We start from the raw sequence: 24,625 nt of genomic DNA on the forward strand, positions 1-24,625 counted from the left end.
CTGCACTTTCCCGCTGGAGCACCGTGCCATGCCGATGCTTGCCCTGTTGCTGCTGTGCGCTGGCGCGTTCGGTCACGCCACCAGTGCCGACGAGCCCGTGCTGGTCGATCTGCCCCTGCCGTCCGGATCATCGACGAGGGAGGCGCAGCCCGCCACGCAGCGCGAACTGGAGCCTGCCAGCCTGCGGCTCTTCCACCTGCGGCAGGATCGACTGCTGCGGGTGGGACAACAGTGCCTGTCGCAGGAACAGGCCGATGGCCATCGCGAAATCGTCGGCAAGGCACGCATCATCCAGCTCTGGGAGCGTATCGATGGGCAGTGGCGGATACGGCGGACGCTCGTCGTTGACCACCGGGCCACGCGGACGTGACATCACGCGGCCATTGCGTGCGCCCAAGAAAAAAGCCGGCGATGGCCGGCTTTTCGTATTACCACCGCTGCACCGGCAGGGCCGGGAGCCAGGTGGTGGGCGGTACAGGGTTCGAACCTGTGACCCCTACCATGTCAAGGTAGTGCTCTACCGCTGAGCTAACCGCCCATCGTGTTACTGCGGCCCGCCAGCGGGCCTCTTTACGTAAAAACCCGGCGCCAGGGCCGGGCTTTCAATTCACGACCGCCCTCTTTCGAGAACGTCGTGGTGGGCGGTACAGGGTTCGAACCTGTGACCCCTACCATGTCAAGGTAGTGCTCTACCGCTGAGCTAACCGCCCGTTTGGGGTCTGAACGTCCGCGAATGCGTCGGTGCAGGCCGCGTATATTACGGATGCCGGCCCGGAAGCGCAACACTTTTGTGAAGACGTGCGGCACTGTCGCGTTCAGCCCAGGCTGGCCTCCTTCAGCTGTCGGATCTGGTCGCGGACGCGGGCCGCGTCCTCGAATTCCAGGTCCTTGGCGTGCTGGTACATCTGCTGCTCCAGAGCCTTGAGACGCGCCGCCAGCTGCGCCGGCCCGAGCGCGCGGTAGTCGGCCACATCCTCGGCCACTCCAGGCTTGCCCTTGCCTTTTCCTTTGCGCGACTCCTTCTCGGCCGCTTCGGATCGGGCACCTTCCAGTACGTCGGTGATAGGACGCGCCACCGAGCGCGGAATGATGCCGTGCTCTTCGTTGTACTCGACCTGCTTGGCGCGTCGGCGGTCGGTCTCGTCGATCGCGGCCTGCATCGAACGAGTCACCTTGTCGGCATACAGGATGGCCTTGCCGCGCACATTACGGGCCGCACGGCCGATGGTCTGGATCAGCGAACCGGTGGAGCGCAGGAATCCCTCCTTGTCCGCGTCCAGGATCGCCACCAGCGACACCTCGGGCATGTCCAAGCCCTCGCGCAGCAGGTTGATGCCGACCAGCACGTCGAACTTGCCCAGGCGCAGGTCACGGATGATCTCCACGCGCTCGACGGTGTCCACGTCCGAATGCAGGTAGCGCACGCGGATGCCATGCTCGGTGAGGTACTCGGTCAGGTTCTCGGCCATGCGCTTGGTCAGCGTGGTGACCAGCACGCGGTCACCGGCCTTGATGCGCTCGTTGGCCTCGCTCATCAGATCGTCGACCTGGGTGGCGACCGGGCGGATCTCCACCATCGGGTCGATCAGGCCGGTCGGCCGCACCACCAGCTCGGTCACTTCGTCGCCCGATTCACGCATTTCATACGGGCCCGGCGTGGCCGACACGTAGATGCTGCGCGGCGAGCGCGCTTCCCACTCCTCGAAACGCAGCGGGCGGTTGTCCAGCGCCGAGGGCAGGCGGAAGCCGAATTCGACCAGGGTTTCCTTGCGCGACCGGTCACCCTTGAACATCGCGCCGATCTGCGGAATGGTCACGTGCGATTCGTCGATCACCAGCAGCGCGTCGGCCGGCAGGTAATCGAACAGGGTCGGCGGTGGCTCGCCCGGGCCCTTGCCGGTGAGATGCCGCGAGTAGTTCTCGATGCCGTTGCAGTAGCCGACCTCGGCCATCATCTCCAGGTCGAACTGGGTGCGCTGGGCAAGACGCTGCGCCTCGACCAGCTTGTTCTGTGCGTAGAGCTGCTCAAGCCGCTCCTTCAGTTCCACCTTGATGGTCTCGATCGCCGCGAGCACGCGTTCGCGGGTCGTCGCATAGTGGGTCTTCGGGTAGACGGTGAAGCGCATCAGGTTGCGCAGGGTCTCGCCGGTGAGCGGATCGAACATCGTGATCTTCTCGACCTCGCCATCGAACAGCTCGATGCGCAGCGCCTCGCTGTCCGACTCCGCCGGGAACACATCGATCACTTCGCCGCGCACGCGGAAGGTGCCGCGCTGCAGTTCGTATTCGTTGCGGGTGTACTGCAGCTGCGTCAGATGATTGATCAAGTCGCGCTGGTCGATGCGCTCGCCCTTGGACAGGATCAGGCGCAGTGACAGGTAATCCTCAGGCGCGCCCAGGCCGTAGATCGCCGACACGGTGGCCACCACGATCGCATCGGGCCTCGACAGCAGCGTCTTGGTCGCCGCCAGCCGCATCTGCTCGATGTGCTCGTTGATCGAACTGTCCTTCTCGATGAAGGTGTCCGACGACGGCACATAGGCCTCCGGCTGGTAGTAGTCGTAGTAGCTGACGAAATACTCCACCGCGTTGTGCGGGAAGAACGCCTTGAATTCACCGTACAGCTGTGCGGCCAGCGTCTTGTTCGGCGCCATGATCAGCGTCGGCTTCTGGATCTGCTGGATGACATTGGCGATGGTGTAGGTCTTGCCCGAGCCGGTCACACCCAGCAGCGTCTGCTTGGCGATGCCGGACTCGAAATTGCTGGTCAGCTTCGCGATGGCGTTCGGCTGGTCGCCCGCCGGTGAATACGGCGAGACGAGTTCAAAACTGTCGCTCATGATGTTGCCAGATCCCGGGAACGGCCAGTATACGGGGCATCCGGTGACGGCCGGCTGAGGGGAAGCAGGACACCCCGACGCGCCAACCTCCAATGGAGACCGGCCGGCGGGGCCGGCAGGCTGGGGGCATGCTCCAGACCCTCTGCAAACACCCCGCGCGCAAGGCCCGGGGGCTCCACCTGCCTGAAATGCTGGTGGTCCTGATGATCCTGTGCGTACTGCTGGCTGTGGCCTGGCGCCCCTGGCAGCGCGCGGTGCGCCAACTGCAGGCCGAATCCCTGCGTGCCCAGCTGGTCGGCAGCCTGTCGCTGGCACGCAGCACCGCCATCACCGAGGGACGCCCGGTCACCGTGTGCGGCTCCGGCAAAGGCAGCCGCTGCGACAACCGCTGGAGCCAGGGCTGGCGCGTTCAGGTTGAGCCGCGGGTGGCCAGCGGGGGAATGACCACGCTGCTGCACACCCTGGAGAACCGCCATCGCCATGTGGAACTGCGGGCGAGCGACCATCGCGCCCACATCCGATTCCGCGCTGACGGGCGCAACGCCGGCACCAACCAGTCCATCGTGCTGTGCGTGCAGGGCCTGGAACACAGCCGCGTGATCATCAACATCCCCGGACGGATCCGCAGCCTGCGCCCACGCGTGCCGACGCCCTGCTGATCCGGCGCGGCCTGCCCCAACGAAAAAAGCCGCGATTGCTCGCGGCTTTCTCGAAACTGGCGCCCGAAGTTGGACTCGAACCAACGACCCCCTGATTAACAGTCAAGTGCTCTAACCGGCTGAGCTATTCGGGCGGGGTGCGCATTCTAGCCAATTCCAGAAGTGGGGTGCAAGCCCCTTCCACAATCGCCGCTGCCGTCTACCAGCACTCCGGGTTGGTCTTGCTGTCCGGCGTCTTGCGGCCCGCCTGATCGAGTTTCAGCGTGCCGCACGCGTCCTTGTCCTGGCCGGTTTCCGGAACCGCCTGCAGGGTATAGGTCCCGGCGGTCGCCTTGCCGTCGAACGATATGGCGTAGCGGGCCGAGCCCTGCCGCGGCGACTGGCTGAACGGCAGCGAGAATCCGTCGTAGCTGTTCTGCACGGTGTGATGCCGCTCGAGCAGCTGCGCGATCTCGACCAGGTCAGCCTTGGCCATCGCGCGGTGCGTCTTCAGCACATGTCGCTGGTAGGAAGGCAACGCCACAGCCGCAAGTACCGCGATGACAGCAACGGTGATCATCAGTTCGATCAGGGTGAAGCCCGTTACCTGCTGTTGTCTGCTGGATGTGCGCATGGCAGCTCCCGTATTCCTGGTAGTCATCGGATCTGGCGCCACGACTGGCGACCACAGGCACGCTGGCCATACGCAGTATCCGCGCCCGGCGTGTTCAGGGCCACGATGCAGCGGTCCAGCGATCCATCGACCGTGCACTTCGGATCGCTGGGATCGCAGCCCTTCAAGGTGGTGCTGTTGACATTGGTGGACAGCACGGGGGCACCGGTTGCGATGTCTCCGCCGCGGGTCAGCGCACCGGCACCGCAGTTGGCGCCGCACAGCGCGTTTCCGCCGACCTCGTCGGTCAAGCCGCTCATCGCCGGCTGGCCGGTCAGCATGTTCAGGCGATAGCGCCAGTTGGTGCCGCCGCCGGTGCCGCAGACCGCCTGCCCGGGCACATAGGTGGTGAACATCACCGCGCCGCCCTGCAGCGTCGGATAGCCGAAGAAGCGCTCACCCTCCACGTCGGAACCCACGATCAGGTCGACGTACCAGCCGCGCTTGCTCGCGTAGTCCACGCCGTTGCCCGACACGTCACGGAAGCCGGCGCCGTTGGCACTGACGGTCTGCCCCACCAGCGAATCACGGCTGGAAATGGCAGTGGAGAGGTTGTCCCAGAGACCATACAGGGTCTGCACCGGCGAATTACGGGTCACGGCATTGTCGTCAGCGGTGAAGTAGCGACCGGTACCGAAGAACAGGCTGACGCCACCGCCCGGCCCTGCCGAGACTTCGATCGCACCGGTGATCGGCTGGGCGACAGCGCTGCGCACTGCGGTGAACAGCGGCGTGCCGTTGAGGGCCACATTCCAGGCGCTGGGATCACCGCCACGCAGGTCGAATCGCCACATGTTGCCCTGCATGTCGCCGCCATAGACGGTGTCGGCCAGGCCACTGCTGTTGTGCAGCGCTACCGCGGTGACATGGTTGAGGCCATTGGCGACTGCGTACTTGCCCGCCGTGGGGTACACGCGCTTGAGGATCTCGCCGGTGCGGATGTCGACCACATAGAGTACCGGTCGGCCGGTGCTGGAATTGACGCCATTGCCGAACAGGGCGACGAACCGGGGCGGACTGTCCGCATTAGGGCCGGCGACGGGCACCACGACCGGCTTGCCCATGACGAAGCCCAGGTCCGATTCGGTCTTGCCGGAAATCTCCCACAGCACGTTGCTGGCGGTGAATCCGGTCGGATTGCTGATATCCAGTGCGAACACCGAACCGTTGCCCACTGCCGTGGCCGACGGCCCGCGCGACGCGCCGCCGCCGCCGGTCGAACCGACCAGTACCGTGCGCCAGGCATCGCCGTAGTAGACGTCCGACGAGGTCAGTCCGCCGTCCACGTAGTAGCGATGTCCATAGGTGGGGTTGGCCAGCTCCGCCATGTGCTGCAGCGAAGCCGATGGAATGAAGGCGAACTGCTCGCTGCCCGCCGAGGTGCCGGTGCTGGCATTGAAGCCATGCAGCATGCCGTCGTTCGCACCGACGTAGACCATCGACGGTGGGCCACCGCTTGCCACCTTGGTCGCCAGGTAAGCCCGATAGCTCAAACCGAGCGTGGTCTTCCAGCTCACTCCCCCCTGCGCCTGCCACGAGGTGAAGCCGTAGTCGTCCTTGTTGGACACAATCTCCACGCTGGAATTGACGATATCGCCGAGCAGTGAGCTGCGCGGGCGGAAACCGCTCACCGGTGAGCCGCGCAGGTAACTGACCAGATCCGCCACGGTGTGCGAACCGAACCAGTTCGGCACCGTGTTGAGCCCCATGTTGCCGAGCTTTTCGGCGCGATCCCGCCCGGGAACGTTGTCGGCGGTGAAATCAGCCGCTGCCACCGGCACCAGCTGGTTGGACGTGTTCACATAGGTGGGGGCGGTCGACATCACGATGGTCCGCCCGGAGGCGCTCATCTTGGTCGACGCACGCCACAGTTCAGCGCCCGCGCCTCCGGTGCTCGTGGTCTGGCTGGCAATGACATCACCGGTCCAGTCGTTCGAGCCCGACGGCACCGTGTAGTGCGCGGACACGGTGAAGGAGCCGGCGTTGACACGGGCCCCGGTGCCGCTGCCACCCACCGGGGCCTCGCCAGCCGCAGCACTGTCGAAGATCGATTCCAGCGCGGACTTCAGCTTGGCCGGATTGCGTGCCAGGAAGTAGTTGTCCGGTACACCGGGCACCTTGCTGTCCCACTTCTTGCCTTCCGGCACGCCATACTTGGCGGCGTACCACAGCGGGCTTTCCAGCTGCCCGGCCTGACCGCTGCCCAGCTTGTAGCGCGTCACGACCGCACCGGTCCAGCTGCTCGGAGGATCGGCGGTGGTGCTCAGTACCGAGCCATTGCGATTGCCGGGGCGCAACACCAGCCGCTGCACGTTGTCAGCGGCATTGGAGCCCACGATCGTGTAGCCGGTCAGCATCGCGTTGCCCGCATACGCAGACAGATTCTCGATGCGCACCAGAACCTCATCCGCGCCCACCTTGTTGCGCACCGCATTGTTGCGGCACTCGGCGCTGGTCGAGCGCCAGCAGATGTTGCGGAACGGTGTTGCGCTGCCTTCGTCGCAGGTGTCGCCTACGCAGTAGCTGAGCATGGAGACCACGTCGTTGTCGTGGTCGTTGCCCCACAGCGAATCTTCCCAGACCAGCGAGAAACTGCCGGCCTTGCCGTCTGCGCGATAGTTACGGCCATACACGTACTTGGGGTCAACGGACGAGGCCTTGGTGCCGACGCCGACCGAGCCGAGGAAACAGCTGCGCCAGCCGCTGCTGTTGATGCCCGCAGCTTCGGTGTTGTTGGCCTGGCACAGGGGGGCCAGGGTGATCTTGCCATTGCCCACCGGAATCTCGAACTTCGGCAGGCTCTCGGCCATGGCCACTGTGTAGGTGGTGGCGGTCAGCTTGTAGGTGTTGGGTTTGCTCTGCACACCCGGACGCAGATCGGTCTCGGCAGCGGCCTTGGCCAGCCCCGAGATCAGGTAGCTGCCTTCCGTGGACGGCACGTCCGGGCAGATGCCGCGCACGAGCGAAAGGCCTGTCACCTTGACCGCACGGCAGATGTCCTCATGGGTGTTGATCGAGGCATAGCGATTGGTCAGGCCAACACGGCCTGCCATGTAGTTGCCACCGGTGATGTTCTCCTGGTTGCCGATCACATCGGTCGCCGCGGCTGCCGTGGTCAGTCCAGTGACCGTACCGATGTTGTCGCTGTCGAAGGACGGCAGGCCCGAGGACATCACCAGGATGTTGCAGGTAGCGCAGTAGGAGTTGCCGCCGTCGTTCGGCGACCGGTACGGATCCTTCCAGGCCACCGAATTGGGCAGGCCGCTGAGATCACCGCTGGCGCTGTAGATTCCCTTCGTTTCTCCCTTGATGTAGCGCAGCGCTTCGGCATACATCTCCGCCAGCGGATTGCCCCAGGCGCTGCACTTCTTGGACGCGTTGCCCGGGTCGGTCAGGTTGCCCCGGCCGTCGAAGCCCTGGCGATTCAGGATGCTGTAGTCGTCACAGTCAGTCCATTTGTCCTTCCAGTTCCACTGGTCGATGCGGAAGTTGGAGATCGTATTGATGATGCCCTCGGCCCCGCCCGCCAGCGTGTTGCAGAACTGGCCATTGGACAGGTTGATCTCGTCGCCGGCTGCGCAGAACGTCGTGCCATTGCCTGCGATCTTGCCGATGTTGCGACGGACCACGCCACCATCGCGAGGATTGACATAGGTGCCGGTGACCAGACCAAACCGCAGACGGCCACTTTCACCATAGGACTGCAGCAGGCCCGCCGGTTTCAGGTAGTCCCGGGTACCGTCGTTGTACTTGCGGCAGAACGCTTCCTGGAAGGTTCCAGAACCGGTGGCGCAGACTTCAACCCGGACATTCAGGTCGGCCGCGACCGATCGGGGGGAGTCATCCTTGCCCTCGTCACTGCGCCCCACGATGCACTGGTAACCGGCAGTCGAGGCCCATTCCCCGAAGCTGCCGGTCGCCACGCGCATCAACGGCGCACCGGTCGCGCTGATGGTCGCGTTGCAGAACGACATGGTCGTCTTGTACGGGGTGAAGTTGTTGATGTCCGTACCGCTGTAGACCTTGACCCATGCATGCAGGTCGTTGGGAATCTGCGCCCGCTCCAGCACCGTCTTGCTGGCGGTATCGGTGATGCGATGGCCGCCGTACAGCACGTAGCGCATCACATCCAGGCGGCTCATGGTCGCCCAGTTGAGGAAGTTGCCCGACCAGGTACCCGAGCAGGTGTGCCTCTGCGTGCCGGTCGCCTGGGCCGTGGCCTTGAACTGGCTGCTGCTGTACGTGTAGCAGAGATTGGAGTCGAAGTACCCGGAGTAGTCGAATTTGTCCTGGTAAGTGGTGTCGAGCGTGCCGTCCTCATCCAGATCGCTGTAGTCGCTGTAGGCCTTGTTGAACAGCTGCTCGTCGCGCGACATCACCATCATCATCAGCGGCGGCTGGGTCTTCTTGCTGTAGAGCGGCTCCTGCGCGATGTCATAGTCGCCAAGCGCGGCGAACAGCGGATAGACCAGTGCGCCCACGCCCACCAGCACGGCAGCGGCGGTGCCTGCACGCAGCCACGGGGAGGAGACAAGGCGGGAGAATCGGCGCGGAGTATTCATGGAATGAAGATCGTGTCGATGACGGCGCTGGAAGAAGGATTGGCCGGATCGTCACTGGCCAACACGGTGATCTGGTAGATGTTCTCGGTCTCTTCGTTCTTGCGCCGCCCCAGGCCCAGTGGCCCGACCGGCACGCATTTGTCCAGGCGGCGGGTATTGATCGCCGTTGCCGTGGTCTTGCCATCGGCCCAGGTTGCCGGGTCGAACACCGGGCTGCACTCTTCCTGGTTGGCCTCGAAGATCTTGCCGCTGTCGATGACTGCCTGGATCGCCGCCTCCTGCGAACGCACGTCGGCCTCGGCGTTCTGGAACGCCTGGTTCGAGCGCAGGTAGTTGGCGGCCATGCGTTCCTGCATGCCGGTCACCTGCATGCCGGCGATGCCGATCAGGGCCAACAGGATCAACATGATCAGAGCGACATACAGCACCGCGCCGCGCTGCTGGCGGTGCGATGCGAAGGAGGGGGTGCGCGGGCGCGGATGCATGGTGGCCTCAGTTGCCGAAGAGGCGATTGCGGAGGGCAATGGTGGTCTGGTAGACGGCGCGCATGCGGCCGTCCTCGGGCGCGGTGAACGTCACACCCATCGAGGTCAGGACCGCACTCTGGTCGGCCTGAGGGGCTGCCGAGGGATCGGGACTGGCCATCACCAGGCCCATCTGCACAGCGCCCACGCGCCGCCAGGCATTGATGTTGGGATTGGCCGATGCCTGCACGGTAGCGGCGGTACCCTGGCGATCAATGAAGCCGGTCGGGTAGGCACTGGTCAGGCGACGATCCTGGCCGTACAGCAGCTGCATGTTCTCCACACCCTCCACCAGGGCCTCCGGCGCGCCGGCGACCAGCGCACCGTTGGGCGTGGCGTTGAAACGCACACGGTACAGTGAGGAACGTGCACTGGCAGCGTCGTAGCCCACGTAGTACACAGCGCTTTCCGCACGGTGCAGCATCGCCTGGCCTGCGGTCACCGGACGGATGAAGTTGCTCGCATTGTTCGGTGCATCGCCGAAGGTGATCGTGCCCCCTGCCTTGTCGATGCTGCGCGCCTGGAAAACGGTGGCGCTGGCGCAGTCGGCAGCGCCGTACAGCCCGGAATCGGCAACGCCACTCTGCAGCACGGCGAGTCGAGCCTTGTCGAAACTGAAGACCGGCTGCGCGACGGTACCACCGGAAGCCGTGACCGGCACGCCGTCCGGCATCAGGTATCGCAGGGCGACGATGTCGCTGCCGTTGACGCGGTTGGGCAGCGCCGCAGCGAATTCATCGGGCAATGCGGGCGTGTACGCGGTGCCGCCCGTCGCCGGAGTGGCCGGCAGCGTCACCGCATCGCCGGGTGCCGTATCGGTCGCCTCGTAGCCCTGGATGGATCGCTGGAAGTCCAGCGCCGGATGAGGCGTGGCCGCGAACGTCGTAAACAGCGAGACGCCATCCGGCGACTGCCGGGCCTGATCGTTGACGCAGCCGAAATGACCTGCCATGCGCAGTTCGCGCTGCAGGGTATCCATGGCGAAGCGACTGTTCTCCTGCACGCGCGCCAGGCCATCGGACAGCTGATAGGCAGCACGCGAGGCCGCGAACACCTGGACGACACCAAGCATGACGATCACGCCGATGGTCAGCGCGATCATCAGTTCGACCATGGACAGGCCGGCCATGCGACGGGCCGGGGAATACACACGCATCACAGGCGGCTCCCGGCACTGAAGGTGGTATCGCTGGCGTCCGCGTTCCATCGCTCGTCACCCCACGTCACGCTGACCGTGTACTGGGTACCGGCACGTGCGACCTTGGCCGTGGCCCCGTCCCCCAGCGCCTTGCCGAGACGACAGGTCCAGTCCAGGGTGAACGCGTCCTTGCCGATGTCGTTGCCGACCGGTGGCAGGCAGTTCTTGGCCGCGGTGGTCGCGGTGTAGTCGCCCACGTAGGACGGTGCCATCGAGCGGTTCATCCGCAGCTGATCAAGCATTTCGTAGGTCAGGTTGGTCGCCTGGGTGCGATAGTTGGCGCTCTGCACGAAGCGCACGTTCATCGTCTGCAGCAGTGCGAAACCCAGCAAACCGACCCCCAGCACCAGGATCGCGATCAATACCTCGATCAGGCTGAAGCCGCCCTGTGCGTTGCGCGGCGAACGGAAACGGGGCGTTCTCACTTGCAGTCCTCCTTCAACAGACGCACCTGCCCGGTCGGGGACAGGCGCAGCGTGCGCTGCAGCGGCTGCTTGCCGCAGTTGTCCGGGCGCAGCGTCAGGTCGAGCGTGGCATTGGCGCGATTGCGGCCCCGCGGGTCGAAACTCACCGACAGGTCGGGCGTACCGACGGCGACCAGCGCCGAACGTCCGGGGCTGTAGCGCAGGACGGTTTCGCCGGCGCTGAGCGCGCCATCGCCGTTGCTGTCGGCCCAGACCAGCCAGCCATCGGTCCAGCTGTCGCCATCACAGGACGTGCCTCCGGCAGAGGCACACACGCCCCCGCCCCCGCGGTTCTTGACCGCTTCACTGCGGGCCAGCGCCATCGACGCGATGAGGTCATTGCTGGTGGTGGCGATGCGGTTGGAGCGGATGGTGCTCTGGAAGCTCGGAAACGCGATCGTCGCCAGCACGCCCAGCACGACCACCGCGATCATCAACTCAACCAGCGTGAAGCCGTTCTGCCGGCGCAAAGACATGTGGACGCTCCCCAGCGTATTGATCGCCACCATGGGCCATCGCCCTGCCGCCAGCAAGCGGCGGCAGGATGAACGGTCAATCCGGGGCGACGGGCGTCAAACGCTTGACGAACCGCCCTTCCCCACCTCTGCCGGCGCGATCCCCATCCCGCCGGCACGGTCTCAGGCCAGCACCTGGTAACAGGGCTGGTACTCGCCGGAGATCTTCATCCGGCGCTGCTCGACGAAGGCGCGCAGCAGCGCGTCCAGGGCCTGCATCATGTCCGGGTCACCGTGGATCTGGAACGGCCCGAACTGCTCGATGCGGCGCATGCCATCCTCCTTCACATTGCCGGCAACGATGCCGGAGAAGGCGCGACGCAGGTCCGCCGCGAGGGCGTGTGGCGCACGCCCATGGTGCAGATCCAGTGCCGCCATGGCCTCATGGGTCGGCACGAAGGGCTGCTGGTACTCCCACGGAATCTCGATGGACCAGTTGAAGAAGAACGAATCCTTCTGCGCCAGGCGATGCTCGCGCACGCGCTTGATGCCGGCGGACATCTTCCTGGCCACGGCAACCGGGTCGCCGATGATGATCTCGTAACGCTCGGCGGCGGCATCGCCCAGAGTCAGCCGGATGAAGCGGTCGATCTGTTCGAAATACGGCGCAGCTACGGTCGGGCCGGTCAGGATCAGCGGGAACGGCAGGTCCTTGTTCTCGTCGCGCAGCAGGATACCGAGCAGGTACAGGATCTCCTCGGCGGTGCCGACACCACCGGCAAACACGATGATGCCGTGACCGATGCGGACGAACGCCTCCAGGCGCTTCTCGATGTCCGGCATGATCACCAGGTGGTTGACGATCGGGTTGGGCGATTCCGCGGCGATGATGCCCGGCTCGGTCAGGCCGATGTAGCGCGTCACCGTCTTGCGCTGCTTGGCGTGGGCGATCGTGGCCCCCTTCATCGGGCCCTTCATCGCACCCGGTCCGCAGCCGGTGCAGATGTCCAGGCCGCGCAGGCCCAGCTCGTAGCCCACCTGCTTGGTGTACAGGTATTCATCGCGCGAGATCGAGTGACCGCCCCAGCAGACCACCAGGTTCGGGTCGCCGGGGTTGAGGATGCGCGCGTTGCGCAGCAGGCCGAACACCGCGTTGGTGATGCCTTCGGAGGACTCCAGTTCGGCCGCGTAGGCCGGGCCCATTTCGATGGCCATGTAGGCGAGGTCGCGGACCACGGCAAACAGCAGCTCGGCCACGCCGCGGATGATTTCGCCATCGACGAAGGCCATCGCCGGCGCATTGACCAGGTCGATGCGCACACCGCGATCCTGCTGCGCGACCTGGATGTCGAAGTCGGGATAGAGATCGCGCGCCGCGCGCGGATCATCCGATGCGCTGCCGCTGGTCAGCACGGCCAGCGCGCAGCGGCGCAGCAGCTCGTGCATGCCGCCGCCGGAGGCGTCGCGCAGGCGCGCCACTTCTGCCCGCGACAGCACATCCAGCCCACCGCGCGGGTAGATCCGCGCGTCCTGTACCGGCAGCGCACGGGCTGCCTTTTCGTTCGTGGTCATATCCAACGTTTCGCTTCCTTCAAGGTTTCCGACTGTACTGCCGCCCCCTTAAAAAGCAAAACGGCCGGGAATCCCGACCGTTGGATGTGTGCTGACCGCGTTCGCCATTCCGGGACCGCATCTGCGGCATCGGCGCCGCGCACGAAACCGGATGCTACGCCGATGTCGTGACCACTGCAAGAACTTTCACCCGAACGGGAAACGGCCGGGTTGCCCCGGCCGTTTCCGTCTACTACGTGATGTTCCGACGGATCAGAACTTGTACTTCAGGGTCAGCTGCATCGACCAGCGCGACACGGCAGTGTTGCCCTTGTCGTTGTTGTTTTCCTGGATCGCCGGGTTGTCGGTGGAACCGGTGAACGAGTACACGTACTTGCCGGTCGCCGGGTCGATACCCGCGTAGTTGGCGACGCGACGGGTAGCGTAGAAGCCGTAGTCGTCGATCAGGCCCCACTTCTTGTTCAGCAGGTTGCCGACATTCATGATGTCCAGCGCGATCTCACCCTTGTGGCTCTTCACGAAGCCCGGGAACTCCTGGCTGATGCGGACGTCGAAGGTGTTGATCCACTTGGCACGGTGCGAGTTGGCCGGGACCACGCTGCCACGGTAGGCATCGAGCTCCGGATTCTGCGCCAGCCAGTTGAAGAAGTCCTGCTCCATCTGCGCGCTCTGCACGAAGCGACCGCCGACCACCGTACCGAACAGCACGTCGCCCGGGCCGCTCGGCACATAGAACAGGTCGTTGGTGGTAGCACCGTCGCCGTTGGCATCGTTGTAGAAGATGTAGCTGTACGGACGGCCCGAACGACCTTCGTAGAACAGGCCGACGCGGGTGGCGTTGTCACCGAAGAAGTTGTGCTTCCACTCCAGGGTGCCGGTGATGCGGTCCTTGATCGCATAACGCGAGTCGTAGGCCACGTCTTCGTTGGCATTGAAGATCAGCGTGTTGTTCCAGTTCGAGGTGTTCTGCGAGCTGGTCAGCGGGCTGACTTCCTTGGACTTGGTATAGGTGTAACCCAGCGACCAGCCCCAGTTCTCGGTCAGCGGCTTGGCCAGCGAGAAGGTGGCCTGCGTACCACGACCCTTGTCGGTGTTGCGCATGACCAGCACGTCGCCGATGTCGCTCGGACGGTTGGCACGGTCGGTGGCACGGTTGGTGCCGGTGGTCATGCCGAAGTTGGTGCCACCCGACATGCGGCTGTTCGCCGGATTACGGCCATTCGCATCCCAGTAGATCGCACGACCGTCCTGGCCGTAAGCGGTCGGCGCCGAAACGTCGAGACGGTCGAAGTAGATACCGTCCTTGACCTTGGTCATCAGCACTTCGGCCGACGCCACGATGCCGTACCACGGCAGCTCATGGTCGAACGCCAGGTTGGCCTTCCACACCGACGGCAGGCGGGTGCCCGGGGCGATGATGTCGACGTTCTGGCGCGCAGCTGCGGGGCCACCAGCCGGAATGTAGGGATTGTTGCCGTCCGGGGTGAAGCCGCTGGTCAGGTTGCGTTCGTCGTACTCGATGTAGTTCAGGCCGGTGTTCTGGTAGGCACCCGCCAGCCACACGTTCGGGGCAGCGCCACCGAACAGGCCCACGCCACCACGCAGCTGGGTCGGGCGCTCGCTGTCGAAGGTGTAGTTGAAGCCGACGCGCGGCTGCACCAGGTTCTTGTCGACCAGCTGGGTGTTGTTGAAGCCGTACAGCTGCTCGATGCGCGGGTTGTACAGGCGCTGGCTGCTGAAGTCAGGCATGTCGACGCGGACACCGAACATCAGGCTCAGGTTGTAGTTGATCGCCCAGGTATCCTGGACGAACACACCGGTGTTCTTCAGGGTGAAGTCTGCCGGGATATCACTGCGGCTGCCGCCGGCGCGCGGGGCACGCAGCTGGTAGCGCGCGATGCGGCCGTTCAGGAAGTCCTCGACGCTGTTGAACTCGTAGACGCCGTTGAGGTTGCGGCCGTAGAAGTTCATCAGGTCGTTCTTCGAGTAGTCGAAGCCGAACTTGACGGTGTGATCGCCGATGTACCAGGTACCGGCACCGAAGGCGCTCAGTTCCTTCGATTCCACGATGTTGACGTGCGTGTTCTGCTCGGTACCGACGTACAGCGAGTCGTTACCCGAACGGATGCGGATCTGCGGCATGTCGACCAGCGGAACGCGGTTGGCCGAGTAATCCTTGTGCGAGACCTTGAACTCGGTCGAGAAGTTCTCGGACCAGTCGCTGAACAGTTCGCCCATCCAGGTTTCGTATTCGGTCGGCTGCTGGTACCAGAAGTTGCTCAGCGAGATCGCACTGGTGCTGACCTGCGGGAAGCGGACGACGTTCTGCTCCATCTTGTTGTAGCGCAGGGCCGCACGGTGGTTTTCATTGATGTTCCAGTCCAGCTTGACCGCGTACTCTTCGATCTCGGTCTTGCTGTTCGGTGCGCTCAGGCTGCCCGGGTCATAGCCGAGTCCACCCAGGAAATTCTGGACGTCGGTGATCTGCTGCTGGGTGATGGTGCCCTTGCCGATCGGGGTGTCGCTCAGGCTGATGCCAGCGGCCGAACGCTCGTACTTCTCGTAGTTGCTGAAGAAGAACAGCTTGTCCTTGACGATCGGGCCGCCGAAGGTCATGCCGTAGGTCTTCTCGTCCTCGAAGCCGTTGAACTTCTCGCCACGCAGTTCCTCGCGGACCATGTCCTTGTCACGGTAGGAACCGTAGACAGTGCCGTGGAACTCGTTGGTACCCGACTTGGTCACGGCATTGATCACCGCACCGGTACCACCGGCGATGGTGGTGTCGTAGTTCGCGAGGTCGATGTTGATTTCCTGGATGGCATCCATCGACACCGGCTGACGCTCGGTCGGCAGGTTGTTGGAGCCCAGGCCGAACGGATCGGAGGCACTGATGCCATCGATACGGATCGCGTTGTAGCGGGTGTTCTGACCGCCAGCCGAGATCGCGCCGTCAGCCTTGCTGACCTGCGAGATGCGCGGGTCCAGGCGGATGTAGTCCTGGATGTTGCGGTTGGCCGACGGCAGCGCGTCCATCGTTTCGCGGGTCACGTTCGAGCCGGTACCCATCTTGGTGGCGCTGAAGATGTCCAGGCCGCCCGCGGTGGCGACAACGTTCACGGCGTCCAGGTTGGTGGCCGCCACGTCGCCGGTCAGGTTGGCATTGACGGTGTTGACCTGGTTCAGGTTCAGGTAGACACCCTCTTCGGTCTTGGTGCCTTCACCCGGCTTGGTGATGGTGATGGTGTACGGACCACCCACGCGCAGGCCGCGCGCGTTGTAACGACCCGACGCATCGGTCGTGGCGCGCGAAACGGTGCCCGACTCGGTGTGGGTGATGGTGACTTCAGCACCGGCGACAGGCTGGCCAGCGGCGGACACGACCTGGCCGCCGACACCTGCAGAGGTGCTCTGGGCGAAGGCGGGAGCGGCAGCAAGTGCGGCCACGAGACCAAGGGTGAGCTTGGACATCCGGAGTGGGTGGGTCATCTAGGGTAGCCTCGATACGAGTTGGCGATGGCGGAAAAAAAAGGCGCATCCAAGCGGCCTTGCGGGTGGCCGACTGGACAGTGATCTGGGGTTCCCGACCGTGTTGGCTGAAGGCAGCCATAACGGTTAACACTAGATTAACACGCTACGCCATCAATGTGACGGTTGTGCGACAAACGGCACCGGATCGCAACGCAATCATGACGGGATCTTCATCCCGCCTTACATCGCCCTTCACCCTGCCGGGCGTGCGCTGCCTGCATCCAGGATCTGCCCCCGCCAGGCCGAGCCGGCGCTGGACAGCAGGGTCACGGCCGCGGCGGCGGCGGCCTCCGGCCCCTGCGCAGCCGGGTCCTGGTCGATCGAGTAGGCACGGGCGCGCAGGGCCGTGCGCAGGGGCCCCGGGTACAGGCCGCTGACCCGGACCGGACTGCGGCCCAGCTCATCATGCAGGCTGGCGATCAGGCCGCGCAGGCCATGCTGGGCGGCACCATAGCCCCCCCAGTAGGCCTGCCCCACCCGTTCCGGGGCATCGACCGTGAACACCAGCGCCGCATCCTCGCGCTCGCGCAGCAGCGGCAGGCAGGCCTGCGCCAGCCAGGCGGGTGCGGTCAGGGTGACGTGGACGGCGCGGGCGAAACTCGCCGGGTCGGCCAGTTCGAACGGGGTCAAGCCCGGGAAATGGGCGGCGCAGACAAGTAGCCCGTCCAGTCGCCCCAGCTCCGTCTGCAGCGCCTGGGCAAGGTCGGCGTAGTCATCTGGACCGGCCCCTTCCAGATCCAGCGGATACAGCAGGGGCTCGGGACCGGCTGCCTGCACCTGGGCATAGACCCGGTCCAACCGGCGCGGCTTCCGCCCCAGCAGGACCACGGTCGCGCCTGCGCTGGCGGCGGCCACCGCGGCGGCACTTCCGAGGCCACCACCGGCACCGGCCACCAGCACCACGCGGTCCTGCAACGGGCGGCCATCGAGCGCCCCGCTGGTCGGTGACGTCGATGGCTGCGCACTCATCCCAGGGTCGCCTCTTCGACGATGCGCTTGAGCTCGCCGGATTCGAACAGCTCCATGATGATGTCGCAGCCGCCGATCAGCTCCCCGTTGATGAACAGCTGCGGAAACGTCGGCAGGTTGGAAAAACGCGGCAGGTTCGCGCGGATTTCCGGCTCCTCCAGCACGTTGACGGTGCGCAGGGAGACGGCGCCGGCAGCCATCAGCGCCTGTACGGCGCGGCTGGAGAAGCCGCACGTCGGGTATTGCGGGGTGCCCTTCATGAACAGCACGAGCGGGTAACGATCGACCTCGGCCTGGATTTGCTGCATTACCGCCACAACCACACTCCTTGCTTCGCCGGACAAACCGACCGCGATGGTCGGCTAGACTGCCCAAGGTAGCCGCCATTGTAAGCGGATGGAACCGGCTGCCGCCGCCCCTCTGGCCACGAACCTGTCCATGCCCGTCGAACTGCCTGCCCTGCCCTACCTGTCCGGCTCCCTGCAGCCCCATCTTTCCGCGCAGACCGTGGAACTGCATCACGGCGGGCACCACCGTGCCTACGTCGATACGGTCAATGCAGGCATCCTTGGTACCGAATGGGAAGAGGCCTCGCTGGAGGAGATCGTCCGCCATGCCCAGGGCGCTCTGTTCGACGCCGCGGCCCAGGCCTGGAACCACGGGTTCTATTGGCAGTGCCTGCGCCCGCGCGGCGGCGGTGAGCCGCAGGGACGGCTGGGCGAGCTGGTCAAGCGCCAGTTTGGCGACGTGCAGCGCCTGCGCGAGGAGTTCAACCGCACCGCGCTGGGCCTGTTCGGCTCCGGCTGGGTGTGGCTGGTGCAGCATCCGGGCGGCCAGCTTGGCATCCAGGCCACCCGCAACGCCGGCACCCCGCTGACCGGCGACAGCACGCCGCTGCTGTGCTGCGACGTGTGGGAACACGCGTACTACACCGACTACCAGAACGACCGTGCACGCTACCTGGAGGCATTCTGGCAGCTGGCCAACTGGGAATTCGCCGAGAGCCGGCTGCGCTGAGAGCATCCGCCGGGCGTGGCCCGGCAGCACCGGGCCATGCCTGGCGACACGGCGGGCATCAGGCGCTCTCGTGCGCCGCCACCGCATCCATGACCCGGGCCGAGTACACCAGTGCCGCTCCCGCGTTGAGCGAAACCGCCACCCCGAGCGCCTCGGCGATCTCCTCGCGGCTGGCGCCCTGCTTGAGCGCGGCATCGACGTGCACCGTGATGCAGCCATCGCAACGGGTGGTCACGGCGACCGCCAGCGCGATCAGCTCGCGGGTTTTTGCATCGAGATGGTGGGTCTGGGCACCGGCATTGGCCAGCGTGGCGTAGCCCTTGATGGTATCCGGCGAGAGCTTGCCGATCTCGCCGATACGGCCCTTCAGTTCCTTGCGGTATGCGTTCCAGTCGAGCATGACGATGACTCCGGGGAAAGGAGCCTCACGCTATCACCCTGGATGATGCGCCGATGCGTGCATCGGCGCGCCACAGCGTTGCGCTTCCGCGTCGCGGTCAACCGCGCAGCGACCGCACGGCCGGTTCGACCTGCAGCTGGCGCCCCAGTGCCTCGCCCACCTGTTCCAGCGCCGTGGCCAGTGCGCCGGCCTGGTCGTCACGCAGCGTGGCGTGACCCACCTTGCGGCCGTCGCGGGGCTGCTTTCCATAGTCGTGCCAGTGGCCGCCGGCCTGGGCCAGCACTGGCGCCGGGTCCGGCATCTCGCCCAGCCAGTTGAGCATGCAGGCGTGGCCGAGCATGCGGGTACTGCCCAGCGGCAGGCCCAGCACGGCGCGAAGATGATTCTCGAACTGCGAGGTCTCGCTGCCTTCGATGGTCCAATGGCCGGAGTTGTGCACGCGCGGCGCCATCTCGTTGGCCAGCAGTTCGCCGTCGCGGCAGAACAGCTCCAGGGCGAACACGCCCACGTACTGCAGATGCTCGGCAAGGCGACGGGCATAGCCGATGGCGGCATCCTGTTCGGCAGCCGACAGCACGGCAGGCGCCACACTGGCCGAAAGCACGCCATCCACATGCCAGTTGCCGGTCACCGGCCAGGCCTGGAAACCGCCGTCACGACCGCGCACGGCCACCACGCTGACCTCGCGCTGGAAAGCCACGAAGCCCTCCAGGATCAGGCCGGTATGCTCGACCTGGGCGCCCAGGGCTTGCCAGGCAGCGTCGATGTCGGCTTCGCTGCGCAACCGGAACTGGCCCTTGCCGTCATAGCCGAGGCGACGGGTCTTGAGGATGCACGGCAGGCCGAACGCGGCCGTCTTCGCGGCGAGCTCCTCGCGGCTGCGGATATCGGCGAACGGCGGCAGCGGAATGCCCAGCTGCTGGAACAGCGTCTTCTCGCTCAGGCGGTCCTGCGCTACAGCCAGCGCTGCGGGCGGCGGATACACCGGCACCCGCTCGGCCAGCCACTGCGCACTGTCCGCGGGCACATTCTCGAAGTCGAACGTCACTACATCGACCTTGGCGGCGAAGTCCGCCAGCGCCTGGCGGTCATCGAAGGCACCGACGGTGAGCGGTGCCAGCGGCCCGCTGCAGGCGTCCGCCGCCGGATCGTACAGTTCGAAGCGCAGTCCCAGCGGCGCACCGGCCAGGACCATCATGCGGGCCAGCTGGCCGCCGCCGAGGATGCCGACAGTCAGGTTCATTGGCGCGGGTCGTCGTGGGCCATCACATCTTCGGTCTGGCGCGTGCGGAAGGCATCCAGCGCCTGGCCGATGGCCGGCTGGTCGCTGGCCAGCATCGCGGCGGCGAACAGCGCGGCGTTGGAGGCACCCGCATTGCCGATGGCGAAGGTAGCCACCGGAATGCCGGCCGGCATCTGCACGATCGACAGCAGCGAGTCCATGCCATTGAGCGCCTTGGACTGCACCGGCACACCCAGAACCGGAACCGCGGTCTTGGCCGCGATCATGCCCGGCAGATGCGCGGCACCGCCGGCGCCGGCGATGATCGCGCGCAGGCCACGTCCGCCCGCCTGTTCGGCATAGCTGAACAACACATCCGGCGTCCGATGGGCGGACACCACCTTCACTTCAAACGGAACACCCAGGGCCTCAAGCTTCTGGGCGGCGTGCTGCATGGTTTCCCAGTCGGAGCGGGAACCCATGACGATGCCGACGAGCGGCGCGTTCGGATTGGGGGTCATTGGCCGTCACCTGCCTTAAAGACGTATTCTAGCCGTCTTCCACGCAAGACGAAGAACCATGGATCGCAAGCTGCTCGACCTGCTGGTGTCGCCGGACACCCGCCAGCCCTTGTCCCTGCTGGATGGCAAGGGCCTGGAAGCCCTCAACAAGGCGATTTCCGCCGGCGCGGTGAACAAGGCCGACGGCAACCCGCTGGCACAGCCGCTGCGCGAGGCCCTGGTCACCCGTGACCGCAAGCAGGTGTTCCGGGTCGACGACGGCATCCCGGTGCTGCTGGCCGAGGAGGCCATTCCAACCGCGCAGATCGCTGACTTCCCGGCCGCATGAGCATGCTGCCGACGCCGGATGCGGCCGTCGTCGCCGCCGATGTCGCCCGCGCACTGGCGGAGGATCTGGGCAGCGGCGACGTCACCGCCGCCCTGCTGCCCGACCAGACTGACAGCGCCTACCTGCTGTGCAAACAGGATGCGGTGATTGCCGGCCGGCCGTGGTTCGATGCCACCCACCGCGCGCTCGACCCGGACGTGCGCATCGAATGGCGCATCGCCGAAGGCGAGTCCGTCACTGCCGGTACGGTACTTGCGCTGCTGCACGGCCGCAGCCGCAGCCTGGTCAGCGCCGAGCGCACGTCGCTGAACTTCCTGCAGACCCTGTCCGGCACCGCTACCACCACGGCGCGCTACGTGGCCGCCGTGGCCGGCACCGGCACGCGCATTCTCGACACCCGCAAGACCCTGCCCGGCCTGCGCCTTGCACAGAAATACGCAGTGCGCTGCGGAGGCGGGGAAAACCATCGTTTCGGCCTGTACGACATGGTGATGCTGAAAGAAAACCATATCCGTGCCGCCGGTTCGCTGGCCGCTGCGGTGGCGGCCGCGCGTCGGCAATGGCCACGGTTGCCGCTGGTGGTCGAGGTCGAAGACCTGACCCAGCTGCGCCAGGCGCTGGAGTGCGGCTGCGAGCGCATCCTGCTGGATGATTTCAGCCCCGACCTGCGCCGTGAAGCCGTACGCATCACCGCCGGCCGCATTCCGCTGGAGGTGTCCGGCAGCGTCGGCCTTGGCGGCCTGCGCTCGATCGCGGAGGACGGCGTGGACTGCATCTCCATCGGCGGCCTGACCAAGCATGTACAGGCCATCGATCTGTCACTGAAGCTGGGCCCACCGCCGGGTTGAGGCCCGGTAACGCCTGACGCAACCGCGTTGCCCGCCGGGCGTGGCCCGGCGCTACCGGAGGCGTCATGCACTGGGGAGCGCCGGGCCATGCCCGGCCGACATTGACGGATCCACCCGGCGTTCACGACGGCGCTGCGACGCTGCGCGCATCCCCCACTGGAGCCGCGCATGCGCCGGATGCTGTTGCCTGCCTGTCTGCTGCTCGCGTCAATGCCCTTGTCCGCCGCAGCGGCCGAGGCCTGCGATGTCCCGCCGCGCTTCGGCCTGAGCCCCTTGGCCATTGCCATCCGCAACGCGGCGTGCAACGAGCATCGGCTGTGGTTCCGCCCCTTCATCGACCGCGATGGCCGCGCCGCCAGCCTCAGCGTCACGGAAGCCGAGAACGAGCATCTGGCCGACAACGGCCTGATTGCTTGGCAGCGTGTCTCCCACTACTGGCGTGACAGCGGCACGCTCAACGCCATGGGCAGCATCGCCGGTGCCAGCAGTTGTGCCGCGCCACTGGGCTCGCGCTATACCGACAGCGACTGCCGTGCCTTCCTGATCGACAATCCCTGGTCGGCTGCCTTCATTTCCTGGGTGATGGTGCGTGCCGGTGTCCCCGGCTTCAACACCTCGCCGCGCCACATCGACTACATCCGTGCTGCCTATCAGGGTGGCCCTTCCGGCGTGCCTTACCGGCTGGCCGATCCAGCCGCGGCAAAGCCGGCCCCCGGTGATCTTCTGTGCTTCCTGCGCGACCGCAGCACCACGCTCAGCTACAGCGGACTGGTTCAGGCGCTTGGCAACGGCTCGGTCGGCCATTGGAAGTCGCACTGCGAAGTGGTGGTTGCGGCCAATCTCGGCGGTGACCAGACCCTGTACCTGGTAGGCGGCAACGTCATGAACACCGTGGCGATGCGGCTGCTGCCGCTGGATCGGACCGGACTGATCCAGTTGCCTGCGGCCCGCGAACGCGACAGCACCGGTATCGAGCCCAGCTGCACGCCGGGGCGCGAGGACGAATGCAGTTTCAACCGCCAGGATTGGGCCGCACTGCTGCAGCTGACCGCGACCGCGCCGTTGATCGCACCGGCACCGGCAACGCCACCGATGACCACAGCGCCTGCAGTGCAGCCGGCTTCCGGTGATCCGCAGCGGATGAACTGAATCTTCTGCTTGATCCAGCAGGCATTCGCCGCCATCTTTGCCGCATCGACACCTGACGCCCTGGAACCATGCCCACCCTGCTGCTGTTGCTGATTGCCGGCGCCATCGTCTACTTCTTCTGGAACGCTGCCCGCTCCGCCGCCGAGCGTGCGGTCGAGCTGGGACGCAACGCCTGCCGCGCCGCCAATGTGCAGTGGCTGGACCAGGCGGTGCATGCCACCGGCCTGCGCCTGTCGCGCGGCGAGGATGGCCGGCTCGGTTTCGAGCGCACCTTCAAGTTCGAGTATTCCTACGATGGCATCGATCGCCATGTGGGCCGGATGGTGCTGCGCGGCGATCAGCTGGTGTCGTTCACCGGCCCGGGCGCGGCGCGGATCAGCCAGATCCGGCCGGATGTGGACGATGCCGAGGATGTCTGATCCCGGACATCCACGCGTGGCGTGGATCCTCCTGATCCGGGATCGGTAGCGCCGGGCCATGCCCGGCGACCAGGTCTGTAGAACGGCAAGGCGCAAAGCTGCGCTGGACGCTCCTGTTACTTGACCACGCGCAGGTTCGGCCGACCCTTCGGCGGCGGTCCTGCCGGCGGCGTATCCTCCGGCGGCGTGTCGTCGTCATGCAGCACTTCGTCGCCGGCCGACGCCGGTTCACTGCCCGGAATGTCATCCGGCAGTGCCATGCCCTGCCCGGTCTCGCGGGCGTAGACGGCCAGCACGGCGCTGATCGGCACCTGCACCGGGTAGCTGGTACCGGAGAAGCGCGCCGAGAAGCTCACCATCTCGTTGTCGATCATCAAGCGCACTACCGCGCGTTCGGCGATGTTGAGCACCACTCTGCCATCCTTGACCGCCGAAGGCGGCACCTGTACGCCGGGGACGCCGGCGTCGACCAGGATGTGCGGGGTCAGCTGGTTGTCATTGATCCATTCCACCAGTGCCCGCAGCAGGTACGGGCGGTGGCTGGTCATGTGGAAGAAGTCTTCGGTCATGCGTGAAGTGTACGCGCCCGACGCCCCGACCGGGGCGGATCGCCTGCACGCCGGTCGGCGTGCAGACGGGAAAGCAGTGGTCTGCTCAGACGGGCAGGTCGCGCAGCTTCTTTTCCTGCTCGGTCAGGCTGCGCACGAACCCCGGGTGGCGGAAGATGCGGTTGCCGTAATCCTCGATGGCCTTGCCGTCCTTCGGCAGCGGCACATCCAATGACTGCAGGCGCCAGATGATCGGCGCCATCGCGCAGTCGGCCAGGCTCATTTCCGGGTTCAGGAAGAACTTGCTGGCCTTGAACAGCGGCAGCGACGCGGTCAGCAACTCCTTCAAGCGCTTGCGCCCGGCCTCGGCCTGGGTCTTGTTGCCCAGCTGGATGGCCTGCACCTGCGGCACCCAGTCGTGCTCGATGCGCAGCATCGCCAGGCGGATGCGTGCACGTGACAGCGGATCGACCGGCATCAGCGGCGGATGCGGATAGCGCTCGTCAAGGTACTCGCTCACCACCGAAGCGGCGTACAGCACCAGTTCGCGCTCGACCAGGGTCGGCACCGAATGGTACGGATTGAGGTCGATCAGGTCTTCGGGCGGATTCTGCGGATCGACCGCAACGAAATCGAACGTCACACCCTTGGCCGCAAGGACCAGGCGCACACGGTGGCACAGTACATCGTCGTTTGAGGAAAACAGCGTCAGTGTATTGCGCATGCGTACGCTCGCCGCCATCAAAGGCT

Annotated in this window: 23 protein-coding genes and 3 tRNA genes; 7 read left to right on the forward strand and 19 right to left on the reverse strand. The window is 65.7% G+C overall.

Translation table 11 applies throughout. The features are described from left to right. The first annotated feature begins 28 nt into the window (after window positions 1-28). Window positions 29-370, forward strand: coding sequence for a hypothetical protein (locus ACVOKU_RS00480; RefSeq protein ID WP_481558761.1), 342 nt, complete (start codon window positions 29-31; stop codon window positions 368-370). Between the two features lie 93 nt (window positions 371-463). On the opposite strand, the gene ACVOKU_RS00485 is transcribed toward ACVOKU_RS00480, so the two are convergent. From ACVOKU_RS00485 to uvrB, 3 genes are all read right to left on the reverse strand, one after another. Continuing rightward, window positions 464-538, reverse strand: a tRNA-Val gene (locus tag ACVOKU_RS00485). 97 nt (window positions 539-635) lie between these two features. Continuing rightward, window positions 636-710: transfer RNA gene (locus ACVOKU_RS00490), tRNA-Val, on the reverse strand. A gap of 105 nt (window positions 711-815) precedes the next feature. Beyond that, the gene (gene uvrB, locus ACVOKU_RS00495; protein ID WP_481558762.1) at window positions 816-2,840 is read right to left on the reverse strand and encodes an excinuclease ABC subunit UvrB; all 2,025 of its coding nucleotides are present in this window, start codon (window positions 2,838-2,840) and stop codon (window positions 816-818) included. Between the two features lie 128 nt (window positions 2,841-2,968). Between uvrB and ACVOKU_RS00500 the strand changes: the two genes are divergently transcribed. Beyond that, window positions 2,969-3,499 (forward strand): GspH/FimT family pseudopilin, encoded by a 531-nt coding sequence (locus tag ACVOKU_RS00500; RefSeq protein WP_481558763.1) that lies wholly within the window; start codon window positions 2,969-2,971, stop codon window positions 3,497-3,499. A 57-nt stretch (window positions 3,500-3,556) separates the two neighbouring features. Here the strand turns inward: ACVOKU_RS00500 and ACVOKU_RS00505 are convergent. The 11 genes from ACVOKU_RS00505 to grxD form a co-directional block, all read right to left on the reverse strand. Beyond that, window positions 3,557-3,633 (reverse strand) — tRNA-Asn (locus ACVOKU_RS00505). A gap of 65 nt (window positions 3,634-3,698) precedes the next feature. Further along, window positions 3,699-4,112 (reverse strand): type IV pilin protein, encoded by a 414-nt coding sequence (locus ACVOKU_RS00510; protein WP_128989571.1) that lies wholly within the window; start codon window positions 4,110-4,112, stop codon window positions 3,699-3,701. Between the two features lie 23 nt (window positions 4,113-4,135). After that, entirely contained in the window at window positions 4,136-8,713 is a 4,578-nt protein-coding gene (locus tag ACVOKU_RS00515) for a pilus assembly protein (protein ID WP_481558764.1), read from the reverse strand. Further along, the gene (locus ACVOKU_RS00520) at window positions 8,710-9,198 is read right to left on the reverse strand and encodes a pilus assembly PilX family protein (RefSeq protein ID WP_053516616.1); all 489 of its coding nucleotides are present in this window, start codon (window positions 9,196-9,198) and stop codon (window positions 8,710-8,712) included. Before ACVOKU_RS00520 ends, ACVOKU_RS00515 begins: the two co-directional genes overlap by 4 nt. Window positions 9,199-9,205: 7 nt before the next feature. Beyond that, on the reverse strand, window positions 9,206-10,393 hold the full coding sequence (locus ACVOKU_RS00525; protein WP_481558765.1) for a PilW family protein: 1,188 nt from the start codon (window positions 10,391-10,393) through the stop codon (window positions 9,206-9,208). Continuing rightward, window positions 10,393-10,860, reverse strand: coding sequence for a type IV pilus modification protein PilV (gene pilV, locus ACVOKU_RS00530; protein WP_053516615.1), 468 nt, complete (start codon window positions 10,858-10,860; stop codon window positions 10,393-10,395). Before pilV ends, ACVOKU_RS00525 begins: the two co-directional genes overlap by 1 nt. After that, the gene (locus tag ACVOKU_RS00535) at window positions 10,857-11,375 is read right to left on the reverse strand and encodes a GspH/FimT family pseudopilin (RefSeq protein WP_481558766.1); all 519 of its coding nucleotides are present in this window, start codon (window positions 11,373-11,375) and stop codon (window positions 10,857-10,859) included. The genes pilV and ACVOKU_RS00535 overlap by 4 nt, the downstream gene beginning before the upstream one ends. A gap of 162 nt (window positions 11,376-11,537) precedes the next feature. Then, complete coding sequence (ppnN, locus tag ACVOKU_RS00540; protein WP_053516614.1) at window positions 11,538-12,926, reverse strand: nucleotide 5'-monophosphate nucleosidase PpnN; 1,389 nt, start codon at window positions 12,924-12,926, stop codon at window positions 11,538-11,540. Between the two features lie 252 nt (window positions 12,927-13,178). Beyond that, on the reverse strand, window positions 13,179-16,412 hold the full coding sequence (locus tag ACVOKU_RS00545) for a TonB-dependent receptor (protein ID WP_481558767.1): 3,234 nt from the start codon (window positions 16,410-16,412) through the stop codon (window positions 13,179-13,181). Between the two features lie 234 nt (window positions 16,413-16,646). After that, window positions 16,647-17,423, reverse strand: a complete 777-nt coding sequence (locus tag ACVOKU_RS00550; RefSeq protein WP_481558768.1) for an SDR family NAD(P)-dependent oxidoreductase — start codon at window positions 17,421-17,423, stop codon at window positions 16,647-16,649. Then, entirely contained in the window at window positions 17,420-17,740 is a 321-nt protein-coding gene (grxD, locus tag ACVOKU_RS00555; RefSeq protein WP_053516610.1) for a Grx4 family monothiol glutaredoxin, read from the reverse strand. Before grxD ends, ACVOKU_RS00550 begins: the two co-directional genes overlap by 4 nt. A gap of 121 nt (window positions 17,741-17,861) precedes the next feature. On the opposite strand from grxD, the gene ACVOKU_RS00560 reads away from it, so the two are divergent. Further along, window positions 17,862-18,440: a superoxide dismutase gene (locus ACVOKU_RS00560; RefSeq protein WP_481558769.1), complete on the forward strand. Its 579-nt coding sequence runs from the start codon at window positions 17,862-17,864 to the stop codon at window positions 18,438-18,440. A gap of 58 nt (window positions 18,441-18,498) precedes the next feature. Here ACVOKU_RS00560 and ACVOKU_RS00565 read toward each other — a convergent pair whose 3' ends face one another. The 3 genes from ACVOKU_RS00565 to purE all read right to left on the reverse strand — a co-directional run bounded on the left by ACVOKU_RS00565 (window position 18,499) and on the right by purE (window position 20,583). Continuing rightward, window positions 18,499-18,840 (reverse strand): carboxymuconolactone decarboxylase family protein, encoded by a 342-nt coding sequence (locus ACVOKU_RS00565; RefSeq protein WP_111186039.1) that lies wholly within the window; start codon window positions 18,838-18,840, stop codon window positions 18,499-18,501. A 97-nt stretch (window positions 18,841-18,937) separates the two neighbouring features. Continuing rightward, window positions 18,938-20,083 carry a 5-(carboxyamino)imidazole ribonucleotide synthase gene (locus ACVOKU_RS00570; protein WP_481558770.1) on the reverse strand — a complete coding sequence of 382 codons (1,146 nt, stop codon included), beginning with the start codon at window positions 20,081-20,083 and terminating at the stop codon, window positions 18,938-18,940. Further along, window positions 20,080-20,583 (reverse strand): 5-(carboxyamino)imidazole ribonucleotide mutase, encoded by a 504-nt coding sequence (gene purE, locus ACVOKU_RS00575; RefSeq protein ID WP_053516607.1) that lies wholly within the window; start codon window positions 20,581-20,583, stop codon window positions 20,080-20,082. The genes ACVOKU_RS00570 and purE overlap by 4 nt, the downstream gene beginning before the upstream one ends. A gap of 58 nt (window positions 20,584-20,641) precedes the next feature. Between purE and ACVOKU_RS00580 the strand changes: the two genes are divergently transcribed. From ACVOKU_RS00580 to ACVOKU_RS00595, 4 genes are all read left to right on the forward strand, one after another. Next, the gene (locus ACVOKU_RS00580; protein ID WP_005408847.1) at window positions 20,642-20,911 is read left to right on the forward strand and encodes a Trm112 family protein; all 270 of its coding nucleotides are present in this window, start codon (window positions 20,642-20,644) and stop codon (window positions 20,909-20,911) included. Continuing rightward, window positions 20,908-21,759 (forward strand): carboxylating nicotinate-nucleotide diphosphorylase, encoded by an 852-nt coding sequence (nadC, locus tag ACVOKU_RS00585; protein ID WP_481558771.1) that lies wholly within the window; start codon window positions 20,908-20,910, stop codon window positions 21,757-21,759. Before ACVOKU_RS00580 ends, nadC begins: the two co-directional genes overlap by 4 nt. Window positions 21,760-21,927: 168 nt before the next feature. After that, window positions 21,928-22,908, forward strand: coding sequence for a DUF2272 domain-containing protein (locus tag ACVOKU_RS00590; protein ID WP_481558772.1), 981 nt, complete (start codon window positions 21,928-21,930; stop codon window positions 22,906-22,908). A gap of 68 nt (window positions 22,909-22,976) precedes the next feature. After that, the gene (locus ACVOKU_RS00595) at window positions 22,977-23,327 is read left to right on the forward strand and encodes a DUF3301 domain-containing protein (protein WP_053516603.1); all 351 of its coding nucleotides are present in this window, start codon (window positions 22,977-22,979) and stop codon (window positions 23,325-23,327) included. 116 nt (window positions 23,328-23,443) lie between these two features. Here ACVOKU_RS00595 and ACVOKU_RS00600 read toward each other — a convergent pair whose 3' ends face one another. Continuing rightward, the gene (locus ACVOKU_RS00600; protein ID WP_279941789.1) at window positions 23,444-23,896 is read right to left on the reverse strand and encodes a ClpXP protease specificity-enhancing factor; all 453 of its coding nucleotides are present in this window, start codon (window positions 23,894-23,896) and stop codon (window positions 23,444-23,446) included. Between the two features lie 85 nt (window positions 23,897-23,981). Continuing rightward, on the reverse strand, window positions 23,982-24,617 hold the full coding sequence (locus ACVOKU_RS00605) for a glutathione S-transferase N-terminal domain-containing protein (RefSeq protein ID WP_053516601.1): 636 nt from the start codon (window positions 24,615-24,617) through the stop codon (window positions 23,982-23,984). Window positions 24,618-24,625: the final 8 nt, after the last annotated feature.

This window comes from Stenotrophomonas sp. STEN147 (assembly GCF_056757995.1).